Here is a 22,409-nt window from a genome sequence, read left to right on the forward strand (position 1 = left end):
CTATTCAAATCATCTAATTTTTATGATTGTTAAAAAGAACACAATAAGAAACACTATCGATGATAATACTTAATAAAAGTTTGGAGGTTTTTTTTGAACAACTCTATGAAGAGTCTTTAGACCGTAAATAGATAATCGCAACCAGAGCCAGCTATAAAGACTAGAGAAGACAAAGACACAAAGGATTACCCTTACATCAATTTCCGATGTGATAGATGGCCCTAAAATTGGAAAACGGAGTGCATATAACAGGACTAAAATACCTAGAGTTAGAGTAGTCGCAGCAAATGCGACGATTACTGGACCACTTTTCGTCACCCTTAGACCGAGTCCTAAACTAAGACCTAGTAGGCCTGTGGTGAAAGGAAAAACGAATAATTCACTCGGTTGGATGATAGCCAATAATAGAATGGTCAGTATGTATGTCATGAACCCCATACGGAATGTTAAGACTGTTGCGACGACAATTGGCCAAGTTGTGAGGATACTGACGACATATCCAATGCCAACAAAAACACCAACGGATTGAAAAATTGCTGCTAATGAAGCTAATATGGCTCCCATAACCATTTTTGTCGTAATCGAGTAGCTATCTAGAGCTATAACATAGTTCATGCTTTTAGATCTTCGTTTTATCCAAAAGTTCATCCTACACCCCCTATACTAAGGTAAATGCTATAATTGCTTCGTTTATTCCAACTATGTGGAAGCCTCGTTGTCATTCTTTATTAGCACATTGATTAGCCTAGATTCAATGTGGACATTCACCTTTCCATCCCTACATTGAATAAACTGTACCAGTGTTTAGGAGGTGAGGAAGAAATGGGACTGTTCAAGGATGAAACAACGAACAGGGGTATCCTGCAACAATGGGAAAGAGTGGCCATCGAAGAATTCCAAGCAAAAATGATGGACAGAAGTCGACCATTTCCTTGTATTCCAGCTACACAAGGACATTCACTAGATCAGTTTCGATATGGATTTGTAGGTGATCCAAGGGATAGTTCTTCTGCTAACGAACTCGCATCCTTACTTTCTGACTATACTGTATGTTCAAGAAAGCTCGGAACCTACACCTCTCTAATCATTTTCTTTGAGACACCTCATGAAATAAAGAGTACCTACACCGTCGATCAGTTCGAACAGTTATTCTGGGACCAGTTAGCTAGATTGCGAGGTATGGATGAATTGGAGTGGCCATCAAAAATTCCAATTGACCCTCATGATCCTATATGGGAATTCTGTTATAATAATGAGCAATATTTTATGTATTGTGCAACACCTGCACATGAAAATAGAAGAAGCAGACATTTTTCCACGTTCATGTTAGCAATAACTCCTAGGTGGGTGTTAGATCAATTTAACGCCTCTCCATCATTCGCGAAGAAAGTAAAATCAAATATCAGGCACAGATTAGAGAGTTATGACTCCATCCCAGTCCATCCTGACTTAAACAGTTATGGACTTAAAGATAATTTTGAGTGGAAACAATATTTTCTTCATGATGATGCTACATCCCTGTCCCGTTGTCCTTTTCATAAGATCTTAATAAAAGAGGAAGAAAGAAAATAAAATCTACTAAATTGTAGGCTTTATTTTTTGTTCTTTTCAAAAAAATTGTTGATTTTACAGAACCTAAATCGTATATTTTGTAAATAGAGAAGTCTTTAGCTGATTACAAAACAACTAGTAGGATACTAAATTTAGAGGGTGCTCAGTATGAAAAAGCGTATTGTCATATCTTTTAGCGGGGGAAAAGATTCAACCCTTGCCCTACATCGATTGATGACATCTGATGAATGGGAGATTGACTCTTTGTTCACAACCATAACGGAAGATTATAAACGAACAAGTATACATGGTGTGAGAGAAACCCTTTTAGAGCAACAAGCCTCATCTCTAGGTATCCCCCTTCGTAAAGCCTATATTCCCAAAGCTTGTTCGAATGAACTATATGAACAAATAATGGGAAAAGAAGTACAGAAAATGATGGATGATAACGTTACTCATATGATGTTTGGCGATATCCATTTGGAAGATGTAAAGGAATACCGTGAGAAGATGTTAAGTCAAACATCCTTAAAGCCTGTTTTTCCTTTATGGGGGGAAGATCCTAAAAAAATTATGAATGAGTTTCTACATCTTGGCTTTCAAACAGTATTAACTTGTGTTGACAGTAAACAATTGGATTCAGCCTTTGTTGGAAGGGTAATAGATCATGAGTTTATTAAAGATCTACCAAGCGGGGTCGACTTTTGTGGTGAAAATGGTGAATTTCATACATTTGTTTTCAAAGGCCCTATTTTTGAAACGGAAATCAACTTTATTGTTTCAGATGAGAAAACGGTCACAAAAGATGTTTACTCAAACCAAGACCGGTTTTATTTTGTGGATTTATTACCTACAACAGACAGATAAACGACAGAAAGAGCCTTGGCTTAATTAAAAGTTGAGGCTCTTATTCTTATATCATTGCGAATTCTTCATGAACAAATCTCAATCTCGATACACACGGGACAATGATCGCTACCTAATACATCACAATGAATCTGCGAATCTTTTAAAGAAGCTGCTAATACATTAGAAAGAATAAAATAGTCAAATCTCCATCCAACATTTCTCTCTCAGACCTTCATCATGTAAGACCCCCAAGTATATGCTTCTATCTTTTCTGGATAAAGGTATCGGAAAGAATCAACAAAACCAGCTTCTAGTAAGTCGGTCATTTTCCCACGTTCTTCTTCCGCAAATCCAGAGTTCCCTCGGTTTGGCTTTGGATTTTTCAAATCAATTTCTTGGTGCGCAACATGAAGGTCCCCACATAATATAACAGGCTTGACCTCGTTCAATTCAATCATATACTTTCGCAACTGGTCTTCCCATTTAACCCGGTAGCCTAATCTAGCCAAATCCCTCTGTGAATTCGGCGTGTAGACATTGACTAGGAAAAACTTATCAAATTCAAGTGTGATGGCTCTACCTTCTACTTCTTCAAATCCAATTCCAAATTCAACTGACAATGGCTCTGTTTTGGTAAAAACAGCCGTCCCTGAATATCCTTTTTTAACCGCATAATTCCAATATTGATAGTAGCCTTCTAGGGTCCAGCTTTATCTGTCCTTCTTGTAGCTTTTTTTCCTGAAGACAGAAGATATCTGCGTCCACTTCGTTAAAATAATCTAAGAAACCTTTCGTTACACAAGCTCTAATTCTGTTAACATTCCATGATACTAGCTTCATCATAACTACTTTTCTCCTCTTTAAAGCCACTAAAATCTAAACGACTTCTCTTATTTCCAGACTAACAAATTTCTTTTTCTGAATAAATATCAACCTTAGTGATAACCCAATTCCAGCAGCTAACAAACCAATTGTTAATCCAATCCAATAACCTGATGCACCAAGATGTGAAAAGTTAGCCAAAAGATAACCAACTGGTAGACAAATAATCCAATAAGCCACAAGTGTCATAATAAAGGCGATGTTTACATCCTTATACCCTCTTAATGCAGCCTGTGCTGTTGCTTGAACGGCGTCTGATATTTGAAAAAACAGGGCATAAATCAAAAAGTGAGCGCCCATTGTTATAACAGCTGCTTCGTTTGAATAAAAACCAACAACCTCATAGCGAAACAATACGACAAGTAACCCCGTTACAAGGGCGAACAAAATAGATAGATTGATACCGAGCCAGCTATAGGTTTTGGCATCTTTATAGCGTTTTGCTCCTACCTCGTACCCAACCAAAACAGTCAGTGCCATGGATATACTGATCGGAATCATATATAAGAAGGACACAATGTTTAAAGCAGTTTGGTAAGCAGCAATCGTTGTAATGTTAAATTTACTAATTAAAATCGTAACAACTGCAAACATACTTGTTTCAAAAAAGACTGAGAGACCCATTGGTACACCAATTTTTAAAATTTCATTACATTTTTTTAGTGAGAACTCTTTAAAATCTGAAAGGACCAAATGAGAAGAAAAGGGTTCTTGTGTCTTAATGATGATCGCAGTCACGGCTGCAATTAACCAGTAAGTAACCGAAGTGGCATATCCTGCTCCTACCCCACCAAGCTCGGGAAATCCCCATTCTCCATATATCAGCACGTAGTTCAGAAAGAAATTGATAGGTAAAGAAGAAATCATGATAATCATGACAATGCGTGTTTTACCTAACGCATAGATAAATGATCTCAATACATTGAAAATAAATAAAGGAATAATTCCGAAACTTAAGCCCACTAAGTAGTCAAAAGCAATCCCTTGAACATCTGCCGGTACACCCATTATCTCTAATAATGGATTTAGAAATAAGGCACCAAGAATAATAATAGTTAGCGAGATAATGAGGGCAAGATAAATCCCATGTGTTACAATCGATGATACTTCCCTATTCTTCTTTTCTCCAAAACGCTGTGCAGCAATCGGAGACACAGCCATAAGGATTCCGCTCAAGCCAATAAACACTGGACTCCAAATCGCTGAGCCAATTGCAACAGCCGCCAAATCAGCCGAGCTGTACTTTCCAGACATAATGGTGTTAAAAAACACCATGGAAAACATACCAAGCTGGGTAATTAATATCGGGATAAGCAGGATAAATATTTGCTTGATTTTTTCTTTCATTGTGTGGGTTTGGTTCATAGTTGGGTACTCCTTCGATTCCATTTATAATAGAAGCAAGATTAATTATATTCGATTTCCGAAACTTTATCAGTAAATTTTGTCAACAACGTTTCAAAACGTATTTTAAAACTATAGCAGATTAGTAGGAGCGACAATGAAAATCAAACCTTCTTTTAAAAAAAGATTTTATTTAGTTAGTTCTGTTTTCTTAGTTATTGCTTGTTTCTATATCGCCATTGTTCATCATTTAATCTCACAAACTGCAAACCAACTGCCACCAGATGAGGCAGATTACCTTATAGTTCTGGGCGCTAAATTAAATGGTGAAGATATGTCTCTCGCTTTACAATATCGTGTGGAGGTTGCACTTATCTACCTAGAGAGGAATCCTCAGACAAAGGTCATTGTCTCAGGGGGTCAAGGACCTGGAGAGGTTATTACGGAGGCAGAGGCGATGGCACGTTATTTCTTAACTGAAGGTATACGTAAGGATCGAATCATAAAAGAGGATAAATCCACCACTACTTACGAGAATTTATTATTCTCAAAAAAATATATTAAAGGTGGAGGACCTTTAGTCATTGTAAGCAATGACTTCCATTTGTTTCGAGCTAGTTTGATTGCAGACCGAGTCGGATATGAGAAGGTTCACACATTGGCAGCAAAAACACCACTAATTGTACTACCAAAGCTTTGGGTAAGGGAGTATGCCGCAGTATTGAAGACGTGGGTGTTTGATCGGTGAAGGCTATTGGTTTGTTCGAAGAGATAATTGTTGCAAATCTATTATTAGACCCAATTTCTTAATAAAGTCATAGCCAATAATACCCCGATTTGGCTTTTGCTTGTTTAGAACGGCGTGTCTTCGTAATGCTTCCATAGATTCTTCAAAAAAGTCTACAACAGCTACTTCATCTAAAATTCTCATATTGTTCTCAGAGTGTGCCTCGATGGCTTCTAATACCACCCACTTATCTAGATAGGCTTTTCTGACCTCGTTCCATTTCATCATTCATTTCTCCTTATTCGAAATGAATTCCCATACATTTTATCACTGCCATTTGCAAACTAGTCAACATTTTATTTACATCGCTTTTTTACTCAAACCACGCTACAATTCATAGGTTTGAAGTTGGCCAAATTTCCTTTATAAGCGGAAATCTCTTTATATAATCCGAATTCAGGTTATATAAGCCGATTTTTATTTTTATAATCCGAAACTTCAGATATATAATCCAAAATTCGTTATTTATTAGAATTTATACAAATTACCCCATAAATCAACTTCACCTAAGTCTATATTTTGGTCATAAAAAAACAAACCAATGCAATCGCATTGGCCCTTCAATCTAAAACAATTCCAACTGCTCTACTTCTCCCAATCTCTCCAAGGACTGTGGTGCATGATCCTGAAAATAAGCATGCTGAATGGTCTTTTCTTTTGTCATGATTTGCTTGTCACTACCTGCTGCATTGCGGAGTCGGCAGCTGTAAATAACTGGGAAGTAGTCTCTTAAATATTTCCCCTCTGCATGGGCAGTTAGGGCAATGATTTGGAACCCTAATTGTTCAGCAATGAAGAAAACAGGATTTAAAACGTGGTCACTTGAAGCTTTACCGAACGGGTTGTCAACAATCACAGTTCGATGTCGTTTCATTTTGGGTTGGATATGCTGACGCTTTTCAGCCACGTAATTCAGGATACCAAGGAATAACGTCATGTTCTTACTCCACTTTTCGCCACCAGACCATACGTTCGATTGCTCCCATGAATACGAGCCCTTCGTCACTTTGTTATCATTTGTGACCTTACGACATGTCACTTTCATACTTTGGTCCTTCAACACAACCTGTAAAAGTTGCTTTGACTGCAGCCATTTTTCGAGATCCTTCTTGATCCTTACGATGTCGTCTTGTCCAAACTCATCCTTATAGGCTTCTTTATCTAGTTGTTCAAGAATCCAGGAAATGTGAGCACGAATGTCTGCTTTTCCTTCGTGTTCATTCCACTCTGGAATTGTGAAGGAGAAGATTTCCTTCCATTGATCTTCTACCTTTACACTCGTTTTCTTTGGAATGAGCTTTAGCTCGTCGGCAATTTTTACAATATGAGTATGAATATGAATAATTAATTGCTCGAGCTGTTTGTCATGTGAGATGATGTTTTGCTCCGCATAATTGATCGCTGTTTGAATTCGTCCTTCTAACAGATCTTTATACTTCAAGACGTCCTCATACGTTTGCTTCTTCTCAATTCCTTGGATTGCCGTTTCCCGCATTCGTACATCCTTAATTTCACGGCGGCAAAAGTCGATGTATTTCCCCTTTTCATCAGCGACAATTCCCTCTTCCTTCAAGAGAATCCCTAACTTCCCCTCTAGCTCATCAGTAATTTCATTCACTATTTTCTTGCGATTGTAGGTAAAAGATGTGATCTCATCGTTAGAGAGAATACTTTCCTTAATGCGAGAATCTAAGAAGCTGTGTTTCATGTCATATTTCTCTAACTCCTGTACAACATCATTGATCTCTTTCATTTGTTTATCTAAGTTTGAAAAGGCCTGACTTAAATGCTGCCTTTCTAGTTTTAAAGAGTGCTTTTCTTCAATCAATTGCTCTTTAATGATAATTAGATGTGTATCAAACTCAATGAGTTCTCCCATTTTACTCATCATGTTTTCAACAATACCGACTAGTTTATCCCGCTTAGTTGTTAGCCTTTCTGTACTCTCTTTGACAATTGCTAAGGAAGCCTCCGCAACCAATCGTTCACTCCAAAGATCCCCCATTTTATCAGCACCTTGAAGGGGATATACTAAATCTTCTTTTAAATCACTGTTCTCTGTTCGAAGCTGAGTCATATCATTTTGAAATCGCTGCATATTGTCACTTGATGCCTGAATTCTAGCAACTAGTTCGCCACGACCTTTTGTTAGTCGTTCCAAATCTCTTTGAAGTTGTTCTCTTTCTTCTTCTAAGATGTTAATGCTTTTTGATGTATAAGCTGCAGATATGGTCTTTACTTTCAGATATAAACGATCATCTTGTAAAATGCTTATATGGCTTGTAATGTCTCGTATTTGTAGCTCGAGATCTCTAGCTTGTTCTTCAAGATTTTTAAGCTGAGTTTGTAGCTTATGAATGTGGCGATCCATTTCAGCTCTTTTTGATTTTAGGTAAAGAAGCTCTATTTCTAGTCCATCGTTTTCCTTTTGTATGGAAAGGTATTTGTATCCCTTTTCAATTTTACGATCATATCCCGAAATGGCTTCCTTGTTATCGGTTTGCTTCTTTAGATTGATTGCATATTCACGTTGGTTTTGTGAAAGCTTGACTTTTATTGTTTTCTCTTGATCTTTTAGACCAAAGAGTTGGTGATCTATTTGACTGATATCCTCTAGAATTTGTTTGTAGTCTACGTTGGAGTACTGAAGGAAAAAGCTATAAATCTCCTTTTGAAGCTGATTCCACACTTGTAGTTCCTTTTCTTTTTCAAGTCGTTCGGACTTGGCACTCTCTGCTATTGCTTGCTGCGTTAGCTTCCACTCTGAAAAAGACTCTGGTAAACTGTTTGTTTTCCAGTGCTCAGGCTGAATCCAAGTAAACTCTGAGGTTTGACCATGAACAATCGCTGTTGCTTCCTCAAGTGTAACAACGATTACTGGGTATTGAAGGCGATCATGAATGTGCCTAACTTTCTCCTCGAGTTTGGCCTTCTCCTTACTATCCGATGTAATGACAGTAATTGGCCAAAGCGGATAATTCTCCATCAACTCGTATATATCTTGAGGAAGTGTTTGAGTATACGAAACCCCTGTTTCTAAGTAGGAGAACTGATTTTTCCATTGCAGAAGCTGCTTTGTAAGATAGTCATCCGCATGAAATAGATCTTGCCCACCGTAATCATCTACAAATCGGAACGCTAGCCGTTCTCGGTATAGCAAACTCTCACGCTCTTTTGCTACTTTGTCAATATCCTCTATAATTTGCTTTTCAATGGAATCTTGCTTTAAATAGACTGAATCAAGTCGACTCCAGCTCAGCTTTTGTTCAGCTAACTTCATTTTTAGCTTTTGATGCTCGAGATCAATCTGCTCTTTCTTAGCTACTAGCTTTATGTGCTGCTCATTCGCATGTAACACAGCATTTTGGACTTGCTGCACATCATGTGTTAAGGTTTCATTTTCACTTTGTAAGAGCTTATTCCGCTGAATAAGCTTCATATTCTCTTCATCCAACTCATTTCGAAGCTGGGACCACTTAGGAAGCTGATCAGGGACTGTTTCCTGAGCTGGATTGGAAAGAACCTCTGATTGAATAGCCTTTAGCTCGACTATGTTTCGGTTTAGGGTCGCCTGTTTGCCCGCTTCTTGTTTGACTAGCTCCGCACCTTCATGTATTGCTTTTGACAAAGCAGTTTTATCATTGGCAATGGTGGACAAAATGGCATTAAACTCAAACTGAAGCTCTTGCTTCTCCTGATTGAACTTTTCCTCTTGTTGAGAAAAATAGCCCTTAATTTCACGAGAATTAGTTGACAATAACTCTTGAATTTCTTCGGTATCCTGTTCTTTATCTAAATCTAGTAAACTTGTTTCATTCAACGTTTTACGTTCTTGTTCTAGACCAAAGTTCTTTTTTAATTCTGCTAGCTTTAGAGAAAAATATAAACGATTCGTCTGTTCAAATTTCGTTTGTAGTCGATCCCTTTTTTCCCATTCGTCTGTGAGTTCACTCGAAACCACTTGGAGCTTCTCATGTTCGATGGCTACTTCATAGGATGCTTCTTTATGGCTGAGTTGCTTATTCTTTTCTTCCCAAGAGGTCAAAGATTTCGTATGCTCATCTAAATCTAACAATGCTGCTTTTTGTTGTTGCTGGGCTAGTATTGCATAGGATTTGGCTACCCCTTTTGCTTCCAGGTAAGACTGGCGCTTTTCATGTAACCCTTCATACGCTTTCACGTACGTTTCAACACGATCTTTAATTCGTTCGTTTTCCGCAATTTTTTCTTTTAACTGTTTGTATTCTTTAAAGCTTGTCCGATGCTTTTCAAACGTTTCGGCAAACTCATTTTTTTGAAAGCTTGCTAGTGACTCTTCAACTGTTGGAATAAGGAGTCGATCAAAGAGCTGGCTTGTTGTTTTACATTCGTCGAAAAAGTCTTCAACCCCACCTTCTGCACTATTAATCTTAGCAATGCTTTCCCATTCCTTAGGGATAATATGATAGTTTTGTTCTAGATGGAGTTTATAGTTTTTAATCGTATCAAAGGTCTTTGCACTTAGATGCTGTCCTGACATATACGAGTAGTATTCTTGTATTTCTGCCCGCTCCGCCGCTCTCGTTTTCCCACCAAACTCTTTAACAAAAGGAATACCCTCGATGGAATGTTTGTCATGCTCCCCATACTCATACACATAACGGAAAGAATCTAAACCATTTTTCGTTAAAAACAACGAAACACATGTTACAGCATAACGACGTGGTCGGTCGTTTAAAATCCACTCAATGGCAATGTGTGCGGGTGCTTCTTCTAGCTTTAACGTATCCTTCATTTTCCGATCAGCGAGATCCTGGTGAGGTAGCATGGCTTGAAGAGCAGTTTGGATAAATACCGTTTTCCCGCCACCATTTTCTAGTAAAATAGCACCATTATTTCCATCAAATAAAAATAATTCATCATTATAACGTTTGTTTCCGCCTTCATACACGACATTAGTAAATCTAATTTTCGAGATGGACGGCATATTCCTTCACCTCTTCCCTTATCAATTCCAATTCATAAATAAACTCCAAAATACCACGGTTGTATTCTAGTTCCATAAAATAGCGTTGAACAATCGTTTTCGCTTTTTCTGAAAGGGTTAGCTCATTGTTTCCGATTTCAAGTACAATTTCTTGGTCAAGTAGAAAACGCTTAACAGTGTCCAAAAAACTCAAACGACTAATCGTATTACCTGCTTGTTTTTTTGCCGTCTCTTTCAAGTCATCCATCGTATCCCATTTCTCGATAATCGATGTCCAGTTATAAGAAAACTCTTTTTCATACTGTTTCAATTCGTCTTCTGAATGCTCCTTAAGTGACTCAATGCGTTTGCTGATACTGGTAGCCCATTCATCTAAGCCGATAAAATCCCGAGTCGGTTCCTTCGAATGATAGCTATCGTAAAATTCACCTAGGAAAATAATCGTCGAAAAATACATCATATATAAATCTGTATTGGTAGCACTCCCCTTCAAATAGGTGCGTTTTAAGTACTCATTATTCACATGAAAGGGTGATAGCTTCGTTTCAGGAATCATATACAAACAATCTCCGGCAATGAGTGTCACACAATCTACCTTTCTCGCAAATTGATCGACCAATCCACGAACCTGGTCATCGGCAATATATGATTGCAGAATGGACTTCTCAACTTGGCCATCCCGTGCTAACGCGATATAAATGTCAAAGGCTTTTTCTATTGTTGCTTCTTCATATCTCATTCACTTATTGCTCCTATCGTAATGGTCATATTTTGAATAGAATAGCGCTTGGTTACTTGAATGACACCAGGGTTCTCTTCTACTATCATTATTTGATTACCGAGTAAGTATTTAACACCATCTAATAAATGGGTATGTTCCTCATCATCCGAACTGTCTTTTTGAATTGGAGAACGCTGATGGATGAGCATAAAAAAGTCATAAATATAACGACTTTCTAGCATGTACTCATATTCGTTTTGACGCAAATATTCTAGGTAGTGCAAAAGAGAGAGGGTCTCCTCTCCGTCCATGGCTTGTAGTAACAACTCCATAAATCTTCGGTACTGAAGTCCCACTATTTCCAGATAGCGTTTTGAATCTTCTTCTCCATATTCAAGAAAACCATGATTCTGTGTGGCTTCTCTTTCTTCCGTTATATTTTGATCAGCATAAACCGTTAAAAGGGACCATTGCTTTGATTCTTGAATATTTAAAAAGGGAGCGAGCAAACCCTTCATTGATTGTAAGGGAAGTGGCGAGCTTATCAAGCGAGCGGTGAGGTCTTGTTCAAAATTAAACGAGTCGATCCCTACATAGTAAAGAGATTCCTGTGCAGATTTAAGCGCCGTATTTTTCAAATCGATACTCTTTTGTAGCAGTGAGGTGTGCCCAGCATGTACGCCTTCTAGTTCCTTTGAAATTTCAAGCACGAGGCTATAGGTCTCACGTTCCTTGCTCGTATTGTCCTTGTAGTACAAGCGTTCCTTCGTTTCTTTTACAAAACGATGCAGTGCTTCAAATTCTTCATTTTCAAGGTTCAGTCGAAGATAAATATCCTCGAGCAGTGTTTGATAACGAGTATAGGTATCCTCTGAAATGATATTTCGTTTAATTTCATGCTCAAGCTTCACCATACGTTCTTCTAGGGATTCGACGTCAATCCGCATTTCGTTAATTTGTCGTAAGGCTCCTTTAAATTCGCCCTTTTCTAGCTGTTTCCGTAGCACTAATTGATTGATTGACAATTGAAACTCACTATAAAATTCCTTCGTTGCAAACACAAGTTCTAGTCCATCCTCGTCCAATGTGTAATATTGCGAGTTTGTTTTTACGTCAAAGGAATTAGCTTTTAATATCGAAAAATAAATGGTTTCCTGTTGTTTGGAATCCCAGTTAAAAAATGTTACATCTCGTTTTTTCCCCGTAGCAGGTCTGAACGATTGTATAATGGTTCTTGCCATTTCTTCAGAAGTTTCAAGGTCCAGTTTTAGAGTCCCTTCCGTTACTTTAAGGAGAAAGGTGGCCAACTCTTTAACCCCTGCCCGTTGATTGCGCATTAGTTTTTGCTCAAAAAAGAACAAAAGAGTTAAAAGTCCGAGCCCTTTCATGTCAATAGGTGCACCATTTGCATCTACTTGCTTTTTGCGTTCCAGCTCATATAAAGGTTCAAACAAGGCGATCCGTGAAATTCGTTCACTATACCCAATGGTGACGTCTTTTACTTCCATGAAGCGTTCCTCCAAATATCTTGTAATTCTTTTGTTTTAAGAATCTCTTGTGGGTAGTAGCCGCCCTCTTGAAGGAGATTCTGAATTTGTTCTTGTTCATTATTTTGAAAATGGGGTAAAAAGAAAGATAATGTTTCTATATTAGGTCGTTGATTTTGCTTCCCATAGGCATATGGTCGTTTTAAGCATTCTAAATAAAAGGCTAATGCAGGAGTAACCTTAATTTTCCTCGAAAGTGAGTTCCAGATGGTAATGCCCTCATGGTCTAGGTCACCAAAGTAATAGAAAACATGATCACTAGCTTCTAGGGGCAGCTGATAGTGAAAATGCTCAATGCTTTTTATGATTTTCTTTCCACATCCATATATTAGACTCGTAAACCCACTATCACTTAAAGCAGGAAGTAAGGCTTGATACGTCGTTTTATTTTCGACAATTAGGTGTAAATGCTCATTTTTATGCATCAGTAGCGGATTAAACGCAAGCATCAGTGGATCCGATACTGGTAAGATTAATAGCTTGTTCCATAGCTTTATTCGGTGTAGAACCTCTTCTCCCCCGCCCTCCGTAATCCATTTTTCATCTTCTACAAGTTCATATGAACGTTCAGGTGCAGGCACACTTTCTGTTGGTAGATTAAAGGTTTTTATATACTGATCGACCTTTTGGATATAGCAAAAATCTCGTTCCCACACCTCTTCTGGTAGCTGAAAATAGGACTCTATATAAATGGCAGGATGGAGGGCTAATCTTGCTAGTTTTATTGTTTCTTGAATGTCACCGAGAAGTGCACTTTTATTGATTCGATAAGAGAAGGCGAGCGAAGGATTTTTTCCGTTTTCACCATGCGACTTGACTCGTGTTAACACCTTTTCATTCTCAAATTCTAAAATGACATTCGCAAAATCGATATACGAAATTGAGCCAGACACTTCTCCCTCCAGCTCATTTATTGAAATTGATTTATTTTTTCTACGTTTCAGGAACGAAACAAGCTCTTTTTTCATATGTATCACCATTTTTTCCTTTTATTATACCATTTTGATGAGGGTAGATTGGTAGTAATATTTGGTCAAAGAAAAACCGACAAGTGACTGGCACTTGTCGGTTTTTCTTTATTTATTCGCCACATGCACTTTCAGTAGTTTCCCTTTAATCGTTGTATTCTTCATTGCCTTTAAGACAACTTGACCTTTTCCATTTAGTATGTCCACATAGGACACATTGTCCTGGATGGTAATGATCCCAATATCGCTTGCAGTTATGTTAGGAATGTTGGTGATGGTTCCAACGAAGTCTACTGCTCTGATTTTCTTTTTCTTGCCACCGTTGAAATATAGCTTAGTGATGTCTTGATTCAGCAATTCGCTTTTATCTATTTTTAATTCTGGCCTAGCTTCTATTTTCTCTTCAAATGCCCCTCGGTTAGTAGCCACTTCATCTTTAGTTGGTGCCTCTATTTTAGTTATACTAAATCCAATGTAATCTTCAATTTCTGCAAGAAATTTATTTTCATATGGTGTTACGAACGTTATAGCTTTTCCTGATTTCCCAGCTCGGCCTGTTCTACCCGTTCGATGGACATAGCCTTCTTTTTCTAATGGTATATCAAAGTTGATGACTAGGCTGATGCTTTCAATATCGATCCCTCTTGCCGCTACATCTGTTGCCACTAAATAACGGAATACTCCTCTTTTGAAATCATTCATGACTGCAAATCGATCTTCTTGATACATCCCCCCATGGATTTTGTCACATGGATAATCTGAACGTTCCAATACCTCCACAACAGTATCTACATTTTCTTGGGTCCGGCAAAAGATGATACAGCTATCTGGATTTTCAACTACTGTGATGTCTTTTAATAAAGGGAACTTATCTTCGTCTCTTACTTCAACGACCGAGTGCACAATTGTATCCGTTGTGATCCCTGTTGCCTGTATTTCAATTTCAATCGGATTTTTCATATATTTATGACAAAGCTTTTCTATATCCTCAGGTAAAGTAGCCGAAAAAAGCATGGTTACTCTATTTGAAGGTAGACGTTTTATTATCGCTTCAACCTGTTCAATGAATCCCATGTTGAGCATTTCATCCGCTTCATCAATGACGAGATAGTTCAGTTTATCGAGATTTAGTGTTCCTTTTTCAATGTGATCTAACACTCGTCCTGGTGTTCCTACCACAACGTGAGTTTTCTGCTTTAATTCCAATTTTTGCTTAGCAAAAGGTGATTTCCCATAAACAGCTGCTGCTTTGATTCGTTTAAATCGACCAATATTGGTTACATCCTCTTTTACTTGAGCAGCTAGTTCCCTTGTTGGTGTTAGAATTAGCGCTTGTGGCTTGTTTTCTTCCCACTCGACCATTTCACAAATGGGTATCGCAAAGGCAGCCGTTTTTCCGCTTCCTGTTTGGGATTTCACCACAAGATCCTTCTTATTCAATGCGATTGGTAGCACTTTTTCTTGAACTTCAGTTGGAGTCATATAATTTAAGCTACCGAGTGCTCTTACGATATCTTTACTTAATGTATAGTCTTTAAAGCTTGTTTTCGTCATTATGGTACCCTCTTTTTAGTATGTATTGGTTCTATTTTCTAACCTTCTTTCTTTCATTATACTTGAATTGCTTGTTCAAAACACATTCGGAAATTTGATCAATTATTCCGAATTGCCTTTCAACGATAAAACGCAATGGAAATAATACCAATGCGTTCATTACAAGTTTGAATTCATGCATTTTTCTTTTTCGGAACTCTACTTAACGCTTTTACTTTCATCAAAGATCCCTGAATGATGGTAGCATTGACCAATATGGTTCCAATCATAATTGTTACAGCACCCAACACGATCATAGGAGTAATGAGCTCATTATAAAATAAGGCACCAAAGATGATTGCGATAATGGGTGATACGTAAAGCCAAGTCGACGGAAAAACAGGATTCGTGTTGACCACGAGCCAGTAATACAAGGTGTGGCCTATCATGGAACCAACGAACATTAAATAAACCAGTGAGCCCAATGCATGAAAAGAGGTCAACTGCTCCATTTGAACTTGTTCTGTAAACAGCGATAAGATGATGAGTAAGACTCCTCCATGCATCATCTGCACTGAATTAAGAGCAATTGAGGATATATCTTTAAAGCTCTGGCTCACTCGTTTTGAGTACAAAGTGCCAGCTGCAAAACTCACTTCCCCTACGATGACTAGGATACAACCTAGTAACCAAAGCAAACTCATTTCAATTGAGAAACTAGGAAGAATCAAAAGGAAAACACCAAAAACTCCAATAAAACAACCAAGTAATGATAGCTTTGTAGCTTTCTCTCGTACTATATAATTCTGCAAAAATAGTATCATAATCGGCCCGGTGGCTGATAGGACAGCTGCAACACCCGAAGACACATATTGTTCTGCCCAATACAGTGTCGAAAACGTACCGAATGTTAATCCTAACCCAGTAAGAAATAATTCCTTACGAAAAAGAAGACCACTTGGAACTTTCTTTTTCCAGAACATGAAACAATAAAGAATAGCTCCTGCAAAAAAGAAACGAATACCGGCAGACATAAACGGCGGTGCACCTGCATCCATTCCAATTTTTATGGCCAAAAATGTGGTGCCAAATATAAAACACATAATAAGATAATTCAGTAAAATCATGGAAAATCCCCCTTTACCTACCATCATAATTCAACGAGCACAGAACAGATTCACATTGACAGAACAATTTCCGTAAAGAATCTGTTAGGATAAAAAAAAGGAGTTGAATCATGATGTCAAAGGGTTTCCCTCTCCATGACTCTTCAAGGCATTTATATAAAGAAGTATATGATTATATGGTCAACCGATTGAATCGCGGAGAATGGAAATCACATGAGAAGCTCCCTTCTGTTCGCGCCCTTGCAACTGAGTTAGATGTGCATCGACTTACTGTTTTTAAAGCGTATCAGCTTCTTAAAGAGGAAAAAAGAGTATATGTGAAAGAAAAAGCTGGATATTATGTTCAGGGAGACCAGCATGAAGAACTTGAGGACAACAATTCTCCATTCCTTACCTCCTACATTCAGAGAAATCATCTTTCAGAAATTCATCAAATCCCTGTCTCCTATCAATTTTCACAAGCTCTTATTGATCCGAACCTTCTACCCAATCACTATTTTTCGGAATATGTGAAAAAAGTGTTTGATTTGTATCCTAAGGTTTTAGGAACCTATTCTACTGTTCAAGGAGACTTGGAGCTAAGAGAAGTACTTTTTTGATTATTTATTAAAACGTCACCAGTTATATGTCGCTTCCAATGAATTAATGATTACAACTGGTGCACAGCAGGCTATTTATTTAATCGCACAGGCTCTGATTAAACCGAGAGAGCTTGCAGAACAATATCAGTGCTTATTGGTCGAGGATGATCCTTTTCATGATATCTATTTCGAGGATCCACCCCCACCACCTCTATTTAAATATGACACCAATGGATATGTGATGTATATCAGAAGTTATAGCAAATACATTGCACCAGGTCTACGAATTGCCGTTGTTGCATGTAGGCAACCGCTTATGAAAATACTTTTAACAGCTAAGTCCTTAGCCGATAATGGAACACCCCTTCTGAATCAGAAGATGTTCCTTCATTACTTTATGTCAGACCGGATGCAGCAGCATCTTGAAAAGCTACGAATTGCTTTGAGTATTCGAAAGGAGAAAATGGAAGAGGTCCTAAAAGAAACAAAATGGGAGTGGATGAGTCCGAGTGGCGGGCTCAATCTTTGGGTGAAACTGCCTGAGAATATCAATGCAGAAGCTCTTCTTGCTAAATGTCTGAGCGAATCTATATCCATTGTTCCTGGTTCTATTTGTGATCCTTTAAAGCAGTTACAGTCTTGGATACGACTGAGCTACTCTTTTATGAATGAACAGCAACTGCAAGAGGGTCTTCGAAAGTTAATTAAGTTAAATCAGTGACTCTCATTTAAAGCGAAAAAGCAATCCATGAATTTGGATTGCTTTTTCGTTCTTTAAATCTTTGGACTAAATTCTCTCTTTAACGTCATTCCTTATTGATTCGATAATATGATCTGGTAAATTTGCAGGAATTGATGTGTCATCCTTAAAATACCAAGCATTCTTTAGTTCAAGGTCTTGCTTATTAAAAGTGATACTATACTTTTTATTACCCGAAGTAAATTCAGTCGTAACTGATTCCTCGCCTTCAAATCCATCATCTACAATCATATGTTTAATTTCATAAACTAATTATCCCATTAGCTCAGAATAAGTAGTCGTGTTGGTGTTTTTCTTTAAGCTCTTTCTCTAAAAAGTGGTCAAGCACCCCTTAAATAAATGAGTTGATTGGAACAGTTGGTGCTCGGGGCACCTGCTTAGAGCAGTGGGACAGGTGAGACTCAACACATGGCGTTCTCGGCCGAGGAGGCTCACCGCCCACCCCGGGGAATGGTGCATCCTCTCGTTACAATCAACCCCTATTCTAAAAAGAAACAAAGTTTTTCGAAAACAGATTTTCTATAGAAAATCCCAAATAGACACATATTTGACCTTTTCTTAAAAACAATTGGTGTCGGAGAATTTCGTTCTGAGTTAAAGGGATAATCATATTTCATAATTTTTCACAGTGTATGCTCCTTTTTACTAATAGAATTATCTTTAATTTCATGCTTATAGAGGGTGATCAAAAAGTCCGGCAAAAATAGCTTCAAATTTCTTCGTCAGCTCGTCTCTCCGCTCCTCACGTATACAAAACATACGCTCCGGTGCTCAAGACTTCGCTTCCTCGAACTTCTTTGCTCTTTTTGTCCTCCTTTTTGAACAGACTCTTATACACATTTCTACATTAGCTATAGTTTTTGTTTGATATTCAACCAAATTCAACTATACTGAACTTACTGAATTCACAAGAGAAATGAGGCTACTCAAATGAAGAAGATTGCAATCGTAACAGGGGCTAACTCAGGAATGGGGTTAGCCACGTCAATCGAATTAGCAAAAAAGGGACTTCATGTCGTTATGGTTTGTAGGAATGAAGCAAGAGGAATGCTCGCCCTTGAAATGGCAAAGGAACAGAGTCAATCAGATAGCTTTGATTTGATGCTATGTGATTTAGGTTCATTGGCTAGTATAGGGGAATTTGCTGCGGCCTTTTTGAACAACTATGAAGTACTAGACGTTTTAGTCAATAACGCAGGAGTCGTCAGTCTAAAACGAGAACAAACTGTTGATGGTTTTGAGGTGCAAATGGGAATCAATCATTTAGGTCATTTCCTCCTAACAAACCTTCTTTTAGAACCATTGAAGAAGTCAGAACAAGGTCGAATTGTGAATGTATCTTCCGGTGCTCATAAATGGGGGAAGATTGATTTTGAAGATCCTTACTTTGCTAAAGGCTATAATGTACTCAAGGGCTATGGTCAATCGAAGCTTGCTAATATCTTGTTCACAAATGAGTTAGCGAATAGACTTTCCAAAACGAACGTTACCGTAAACTCCCTTCATCCGGGTGCTGTTGCAACAAGTCTTGGCGTCAATCGAACAACAGGGTTTGGAAAAACAGTTTATAAGATTCTATCACCATTTTTTAAGTCACCAGCACAGGGTGCTAGCACAGCCATTTATCTTGCCACAAGTCCTGAAGTAGCCCGGGTTACTGGCAACTATTTTATTAATGAGAAAATTGCTCCTACCTCAACTTTAGCAAAGGACAAGACATTGGCTAGAAAGTTTTGGGAATGGAGTGAAAAAGAAGTTGAAGCAAACTAGGAGTTAAAAATGCAGGAGAATCAGGAAACTGTTCTTTGTTTTCAATCTAACATCAGCTATGCTAAGCTAAGTTAATCATACATATTCAATCAAGGTGGGTTCTTTTTGAGAATTAATAAATTTATAAGTGAAACGGGCATTTGTTCAAGACGGGAAGCAGACAAATGGGTGGCTGCTAAGAGAGTAACCATTAATGGGCATCTTGCAGAACCTGGTAGTCAGGTGGAGCAAGGTGATGAAGTATGTGTTGACAATAAGCCCATACATAGTAAACCCGAACTAGTTTATATAGCCTTAAACAAACCAGTGGGTATCACCTCAACTACTGAACGACATATTAAAAGAAACATCGTCGATTTTGTTAATCATCCACATCGGATTTTCCCAATTGGAAGACTGGATAAGGATTCTGACGGGTTGATTTTAATGACAAATGACGGAGATATCGTAAACAAAATTCTTCGTGCAGAAGGTAAGCATGAAAAGGAATACATCGTAACGGTTGATAAGCTAATTACACCAGACTTTCTAAAAGAAATGTCTTCAGGAGTGGAAATTTTGTACACGAAAACTCTCCCTTGTCAATTGTTTAAAGAGTCAAGGTATGTATTTCGCATTATTTTAACTCAAGGACTCAATCGTCAAATTCGCCGTATGTGTACAGCACTTGGATTTACAGTGAGAAAACTACAACGAATCCGTATTATGAATATCAATCTGGATTGTCTTCCCATTGGTCAATGGAGAGATCTTACGAAAAACGAATTACAAATACTATTTAAAGATACAAACTATGAACCAAGTAGAGAAGCGAAAACAAAGTAGATCCCTAGAGAATGTCTCTAGGGATTATTTTATATACTAGACATAAACGAAAGATAACTCGTGATTACTAGTAAAATACTTGCTACAATTGAAAGCTGGGCTGGTGCTTTTTTAATGAATGATACAAGAATAAGAGATAAAAATAACAGACTGAGTATCATAAAGAATCCACTATAAAAATTAAACTCTAGTAGTACCTTCATATTTGGATCAATGGGTCCGAGGTAAAAGAATGTAAATAGACTAGAAGGTCTCTCAGTTTCAATAAGTGCTTTGATATCATGTGGTAGTGATTGCTGTCCAAGGACGGCTGTTGCTGTAAAAACGAGAAATAAAAGAATACTTTCTGCTTTTGCCCAAGGTTTTGGATTAAAGGATTCTACTCTACTTAATTGTCTTTTTATTAAAATACCATTGATAAAGGCATAGGCTAATATTGGGATAATGAGCAAGTGCTAGATTAAGATTACTTGCCCATACGGTAGCAGCCAAGTGTATTCGTTATAATCTATTAAAAATTTCATAAGAATGAGTCCAGAGAGTCCAGAGATAATAATTGTAATCAAACATACAATCGCAAGCGGTGTAAACCAGTTTAAAAACCGTAACCAATTTTCTTTATTTTGCGAAAAAAAGCTTGCTACAACAATGACCCCTACCCAAATTGTAACCGCTAAGAAGTGAAATGAATGAGTGGCAAAGCCTGCTACGGAAATAGTCCCTGCGTGGCTCGACCAACCTTGTGCGATAAGTAGTAGAATAATAAATATGATTCCAACCGCATAATAGGCAACATCTTTTAACGCAGCAAGCTTCATATATGCAAGGAGAATGATAGAAACAAATAATGTCAACAACCACCCTTTACCTACTTCAAACGTGAAGATTACATATTTCATTGATGCTTTTAAGCCATAGTCTTCGTAAACGAGCAGGATGACTTTAATGACCGGGATAAAGGACATAATCGCAATGCCCAAAATTGAAAGTACTAGAATCTTCTGAGGAACGTGAATCTTAGGTTTTAATGATTGGGGAATCATCTGAAAAATAAAGGAACTATAAGAATTGAGAAGCATTAATAGATTACGGCTTCACTGATCACTCCTACATAAATCATCATTTACTTCCTCCTTAGTATCCACCAAAAGAGACTGATTCCTACAATCGTGAAAGCGGAAGCTACTAATTGGAAGCAAATTATTTCGCTTTTCTACTACTTGAGTGGTGCTTTCTACTTTTTCATCCATAACATTTGATTTGTCTGGACTTGACTTTGATCTACTTTTTCTTCACTTGTATCTACATTCTCCACTTCAACTTCTTCGGCAGCTTGCTCCGCTGTTTCAATAGTAAAAGAGTATTCTCCGTTGATTGGATGGCCATCAGCACCAATGATTTTCCATTTTACAAGATATTCTCCATTCTCTAATGGTTCCTGAAAGATTCCTGTCATGAGGTCATCTCCAGTCGAAACACTTTGAAGGCTAACGGCTTCTCCATTTGTTTTTAACACTTCGAGCGTGCTAGTTTGTTCAACTTTTGCTCCAAAATTTAAGGTAACTTCATTTATAGATTGAGTGAGTATTTGACCCTCGCTTGGAGTTGAGCTTTTTAGTGTCGTATGTGCAAGGGCTTGAGTTGAAAATAAAAAGAGACTTATCATGAAAACGGACATTATTTTTTTAATCATCTGAACATCTCCTAATCCTTAGATGAATGCATCTCTACAAGGTCTAACGAGAAGTTCTAAATTTTGGATCAATTACAAATACAGAAAATTGATGAATGGCTATAGCATTTCCGTGTAAAAATCCCTTTGATCCACATTGAATTCGATCAGATTATGATCTGGATCCATGCAAAATATTTGGGCAAAGCCACTCTTACTATTTGGATTTTCATGGACAACAATGTTATTTTTCTTTAAATAATTCAATGTTTCATGGTAGTCCTTTACCCGGATCGCAAAATGGGAATCTCTACTATCCATCGATGCCTCAGACCTTAAGGTTTGCGATACGGGATGCAGTATTAAATGAAGTTGAGCACTTCCTATCTGATACCATGCACCAGGAAAGTCAAAATTCGGCCGATTTAATTCCTTAAGGCCAAGTATGTTTCCGTAAAAATGCTTGGCTTTGTCTAGATCAGTTATTGAAAGGCTAATATGGTGAAAATCTTGGATTTCAATCATT

The 22,409-nt window shown here is 37.8% G+C and carries 19 protein-coding genes and 2 pseudogenes; 6 read left to right on the plus strand and 15 right to left on the minus strand.

Annotated features, from left to right (window positions below; translation table 11 throughout):
- Nucleotides 1–69: 69 nt before the first annotated feature.
- Nucleotides 70–648: a hypothetical protein gene (locus ACOI1C_RS00165; RefSeq protein WP_422506791.1), complete on the minus strand. Its 579-nt coding sequence runs from the start codon at nucleotides 646–648 to the stop codon at nucleotides 70–72.
- 174 nt (nucleotides 649–822) lie between these two features.
- On the opposite strand from ACOI1C_RS00165, the gene ACOI1C_RS00170 reads away from it, so the two are divergent.
- Complete coding sequence (locus ACOI1C_RS00170; protein ID WP_422506793.1) at nucleotides 823–1,572, plus strand: YqcI/YcgG family protein; 750 nt, start codon at nucleotides 823–825, stop codon at nucleotides 1,570–1,572.
- A 147-nt stretch (nucleotides 1,573–1,719) separates the two neighbouring features.
- Nucleotides 1,720–2,418, plus strand: a complete 699-nt coding sequence (locus tag ACOI1C_RS00175; protein ID WP_422506795.1) for a diphthine--ammonia ligase — start codon at nucleotides 1,720–1,722, stop codon at nucleotides 2,416–2,418.
- Nucleotides 2,419–2,483: 65 nt separating this feature from the next.
- Here ACOI1C_RS00175 and ACOI1C_RS00180 read toward each other — a convergent pair.
- Together ACOI1C_RS00180 and ACOI1C_RS00185 are read right to left on the minus strand one after the other, a co-directional pair.
- Nucleotides 2,484–3,240: pseudogene (locus tag ACOI1C_RS00180) on the minus strand (exodeoxyribonuclease III).
- A gap of 36 nt (nucleotides 3,241–3,276) precedes the next feature.
- Nucleotides 3,277–4,647 (minus strand): MATE family efflux transporter, encoded by a 1,371-nt coding sequence (locus ACOI1C_RS00185; protein ID WP_422506797.1) that lies wholly within the window; start codon nucleotides 4,645–4,647, stop codon nucleotides 3,277–3,279.
- Between the two features lie 136 nt (nucleotides 4,648–4,783).
- On the opposite strand from ACOI1C_RS00185, the gene ACOI1C_RS00190 reads away from it, so the two are divergent.
- A complete protein-coding gene (locus ACOI1C_RS00190) occupies nucleotides 4,784–5,374 on the plus strand; it encodes a YdcF family protein (protein ID WP_422506799.1) in 591 nt (196 codons plus the stop codon).
- 3 nt (nucleotides 5,375–5,377) lie between these two features.
- Here the strand turns inward: ACOI1C_RS00190 and ACOI1C_RS00195 are convergent, their stop codons facing one another.
- From ACOI1C_RS00195 to ACOI1C_RS00225, 7 genes are all read right to left on the minus strand, one after another.
- Nucleotides 5,378–5,641 (minus strand): hypothetical protein, encoded by a 264-nt coding sequence (locus tag ACOI1C_RS00195; protein ID WP_422506801.1) that lies wholly within the window; start codon nucleotides 5,639–5,641, stop codon nucleotides 5,378–5,380.
- A 337-nt stretch (nucleotides 5,642–5,978) separates the two neighbouring features.
- On the minus strand, nucleotides 5,979–10,379 hold the full coding sequence (locus tag ACOI1C_RS00200; protein ID WP_422506803.1) for a hypothetical protein: 4,401 nt from the start codon (nucleotides 10,377–10,379) through the stop codon (nucleotides 5,979–5,981).
- A complete protein-coding gene (locus ACOI1C_RS00205; RefSeq protein WP_422506805.1) occupies nucleotides 10,357–11,118 on the minus strand; it encodes a DUF6063 family protein in 762 nt (253 codons plus the stop codon). Before ACOI1C_RS00205 ends, ACOI1C_RS00200 begins: the two co-directional genes overlap by 23 nt.
- Complete coding sequence (locus ACOI1C_RS00210) at nucleotides 11,115–12,608, minus strand: replicative DNA helicase (protein WP_422506807.1); 1,494 nt, start codon at nucleotides 12,606–12,608, stop codon at nucleotides 11,115–11,117. The genes ACOI1C_RS00205 and ACOI1C_RS00210 overlap by 4 nt, the downstream gene beginning before the upstream one ends.
- Complete coding sequence (locus ACOI1C_RS00215) at nucleotides 12,599–13,540, minus strand: Wadjet anti-phage system protein JetD domain-containing protein (protein WP_422506809.1); 942 nt, start codon at nucleotides 13,538–13,540, stop codon at nucleotides 12,599–12,601. Before ACOI1C_RS00215 ends, ACOI1C_RS00210 begins: the two co-directional genes overlap by 10 nt.
- 183 nt (nucleotides 13,541–13,723) lie before the next feature.
- The gene (locus ACOI1C_RS00220) at nucleotides 13,724–15,169 is read right to left on the minus strand and encodes a DEAD/DEAH box helicase (protein WP_422506811.1); all 1,446 of its coding nucleotides are present in this window, start codon (nucleotides 15,167–15,169) and stop codon (nucleotides 13,724–13,726) included.
- 173 nt (nucleotides 15,170–15,342) lie between these two features.
- A complete protein-coding gene (locus ACOI1C_RS00225; protein WP_422506813.1) occupies nucleotides 15,343–16,275 on the minus strand; it encodes a DMT family transporter in 933 nt (310 codons plus the stop codon).
- Between the two features lie 113 nt (nucleotides 16,276–16,388).
- Here ACOI1C_RS00225 and ACOI1C_RS00230 point away from each other — a divergent pair.
- Nucleotides 16,389–17,577: pseudogene (locus ACOI1C_RS00230) on the plus strand (PLP-dependent aminotransferase family protein).
- 66 nt (nucleotides 17,578–17,643) lie between these two features.
- Here ACOI1C_RS00230 and ACOI1C_RS00235 read toward each other — a convergent pair.
- Complete coding sequence (locus tag ACOI1C_RS00235; RefSeq protein ID WP_422506815.1) at nucleotides 17,644–17,847, minus strand: hypothetical protein; 204 nt, start codon at nucleotides 17,845–17,847, stop codon at nucleotides 17,644–17,646.
- Nucleotides 17,848–18,546: 699 nt separating this feature from the next.
- Between ACOI1C_RS00235 and ACOI1C_RS00240 the strand changes: the two genes are divergently transcribed.
- Nucleotides 18,547–19,386: an SDR family oxidoreductase gene (locus tag ACOI1C_RS00240; protein ID WP_422506817.1), complete on the plus strand. Its 840-nt coding sequence runs from the start codon at nucleotides 18,547–18,549 to the stop codon at nucleotides 19,384–19,386.
- 105 nt (nucleotides 19,387–19,491) lie between these two features.
- Nucleotides 19,492–20,211: a 23S rRNA pseudouridine(2604) synthase RluF gene (rluF, locus tag ACOI1C_RS00245; RefSeq protein WP_422506819.1), complete on the plus strand. Its 720-nt coding sequence runs from the start codon at nucleotides 19,492–19,494 to the stop codon at nucleotides 20,209–20,211.
- A 29-nt stretch (nucleotides 20,212–20,240) separates the two neighbouring features.
- Here rluF and ACOI1C_RS00250 read toward each other — a convergent pair whose 3' ends face one another.
- The 4 genes from ACOI1C_RS00250 to ACOI1C_RS00265 form a co-directional block, all read right to left on the minus strand.
- Nucleotides 20,241–20,663 carry a hypothetical protein gene (locus ACOI1C_RS00250; RefSeq protein WP_422506821.1) on the minus strand — a complete coding sequence of 141 codons (423 nt, stop codon included), beginning with the start codon at nucleotides 20,661–20,663 and terminating at the stop codon, nucleotides 20,241–20,243.
- A gap of 3 nt (nucleotides 20,664–20,666) precedes the next feature.
- Complete coding sequence (locus tag ACOI1C_RS00255) at nucleotides 20,667–21,176, minus strand: hypothetical protein (protein ID WP_422506823.1); 510 nt, start codon at nucleotides 21,174–21,176, stop codon at nucleotides 20,667–20,669.
- 269 nt (nucleotides 21,177–21,445) lie between these two features.
- Nucleotides 21,446–21,904 carry a copper resistance CopC family protein gene (locus tag ACOI1C_RS00260; RefSeq protein WP_422506825.1) on the minus strand — a complete coding sequence of 153 codons (459 nt, stop codon included), beginning with the start codon at nucleotides 21,902–21,904 and terminating at the stop codon, nucleotides 21,446–21,448.
- 99 nt (nucleotides 21,905–22,003) lie between these two features.
- Entirely contained in the window at nucleotides 22,004–22,408 is a 405-nt protein-coding gene (locus tag ACOI1C_RS00265) for a VOC family protein (RefSeq protein ID WP_422506827.1), read from the minus strand.
- Between the last annotated feature and the right edge of the window lies 1 nt (nucleotide 22,409).

It is taken from the genome of Bacillus sp. DJP31, from assembly GCF_049310945.1.
Taxonomy (GTDB): domain Bacteria; phylum Bacillota; class Bacilli; order Bacillales; family SA4; genus Bacillus_BS.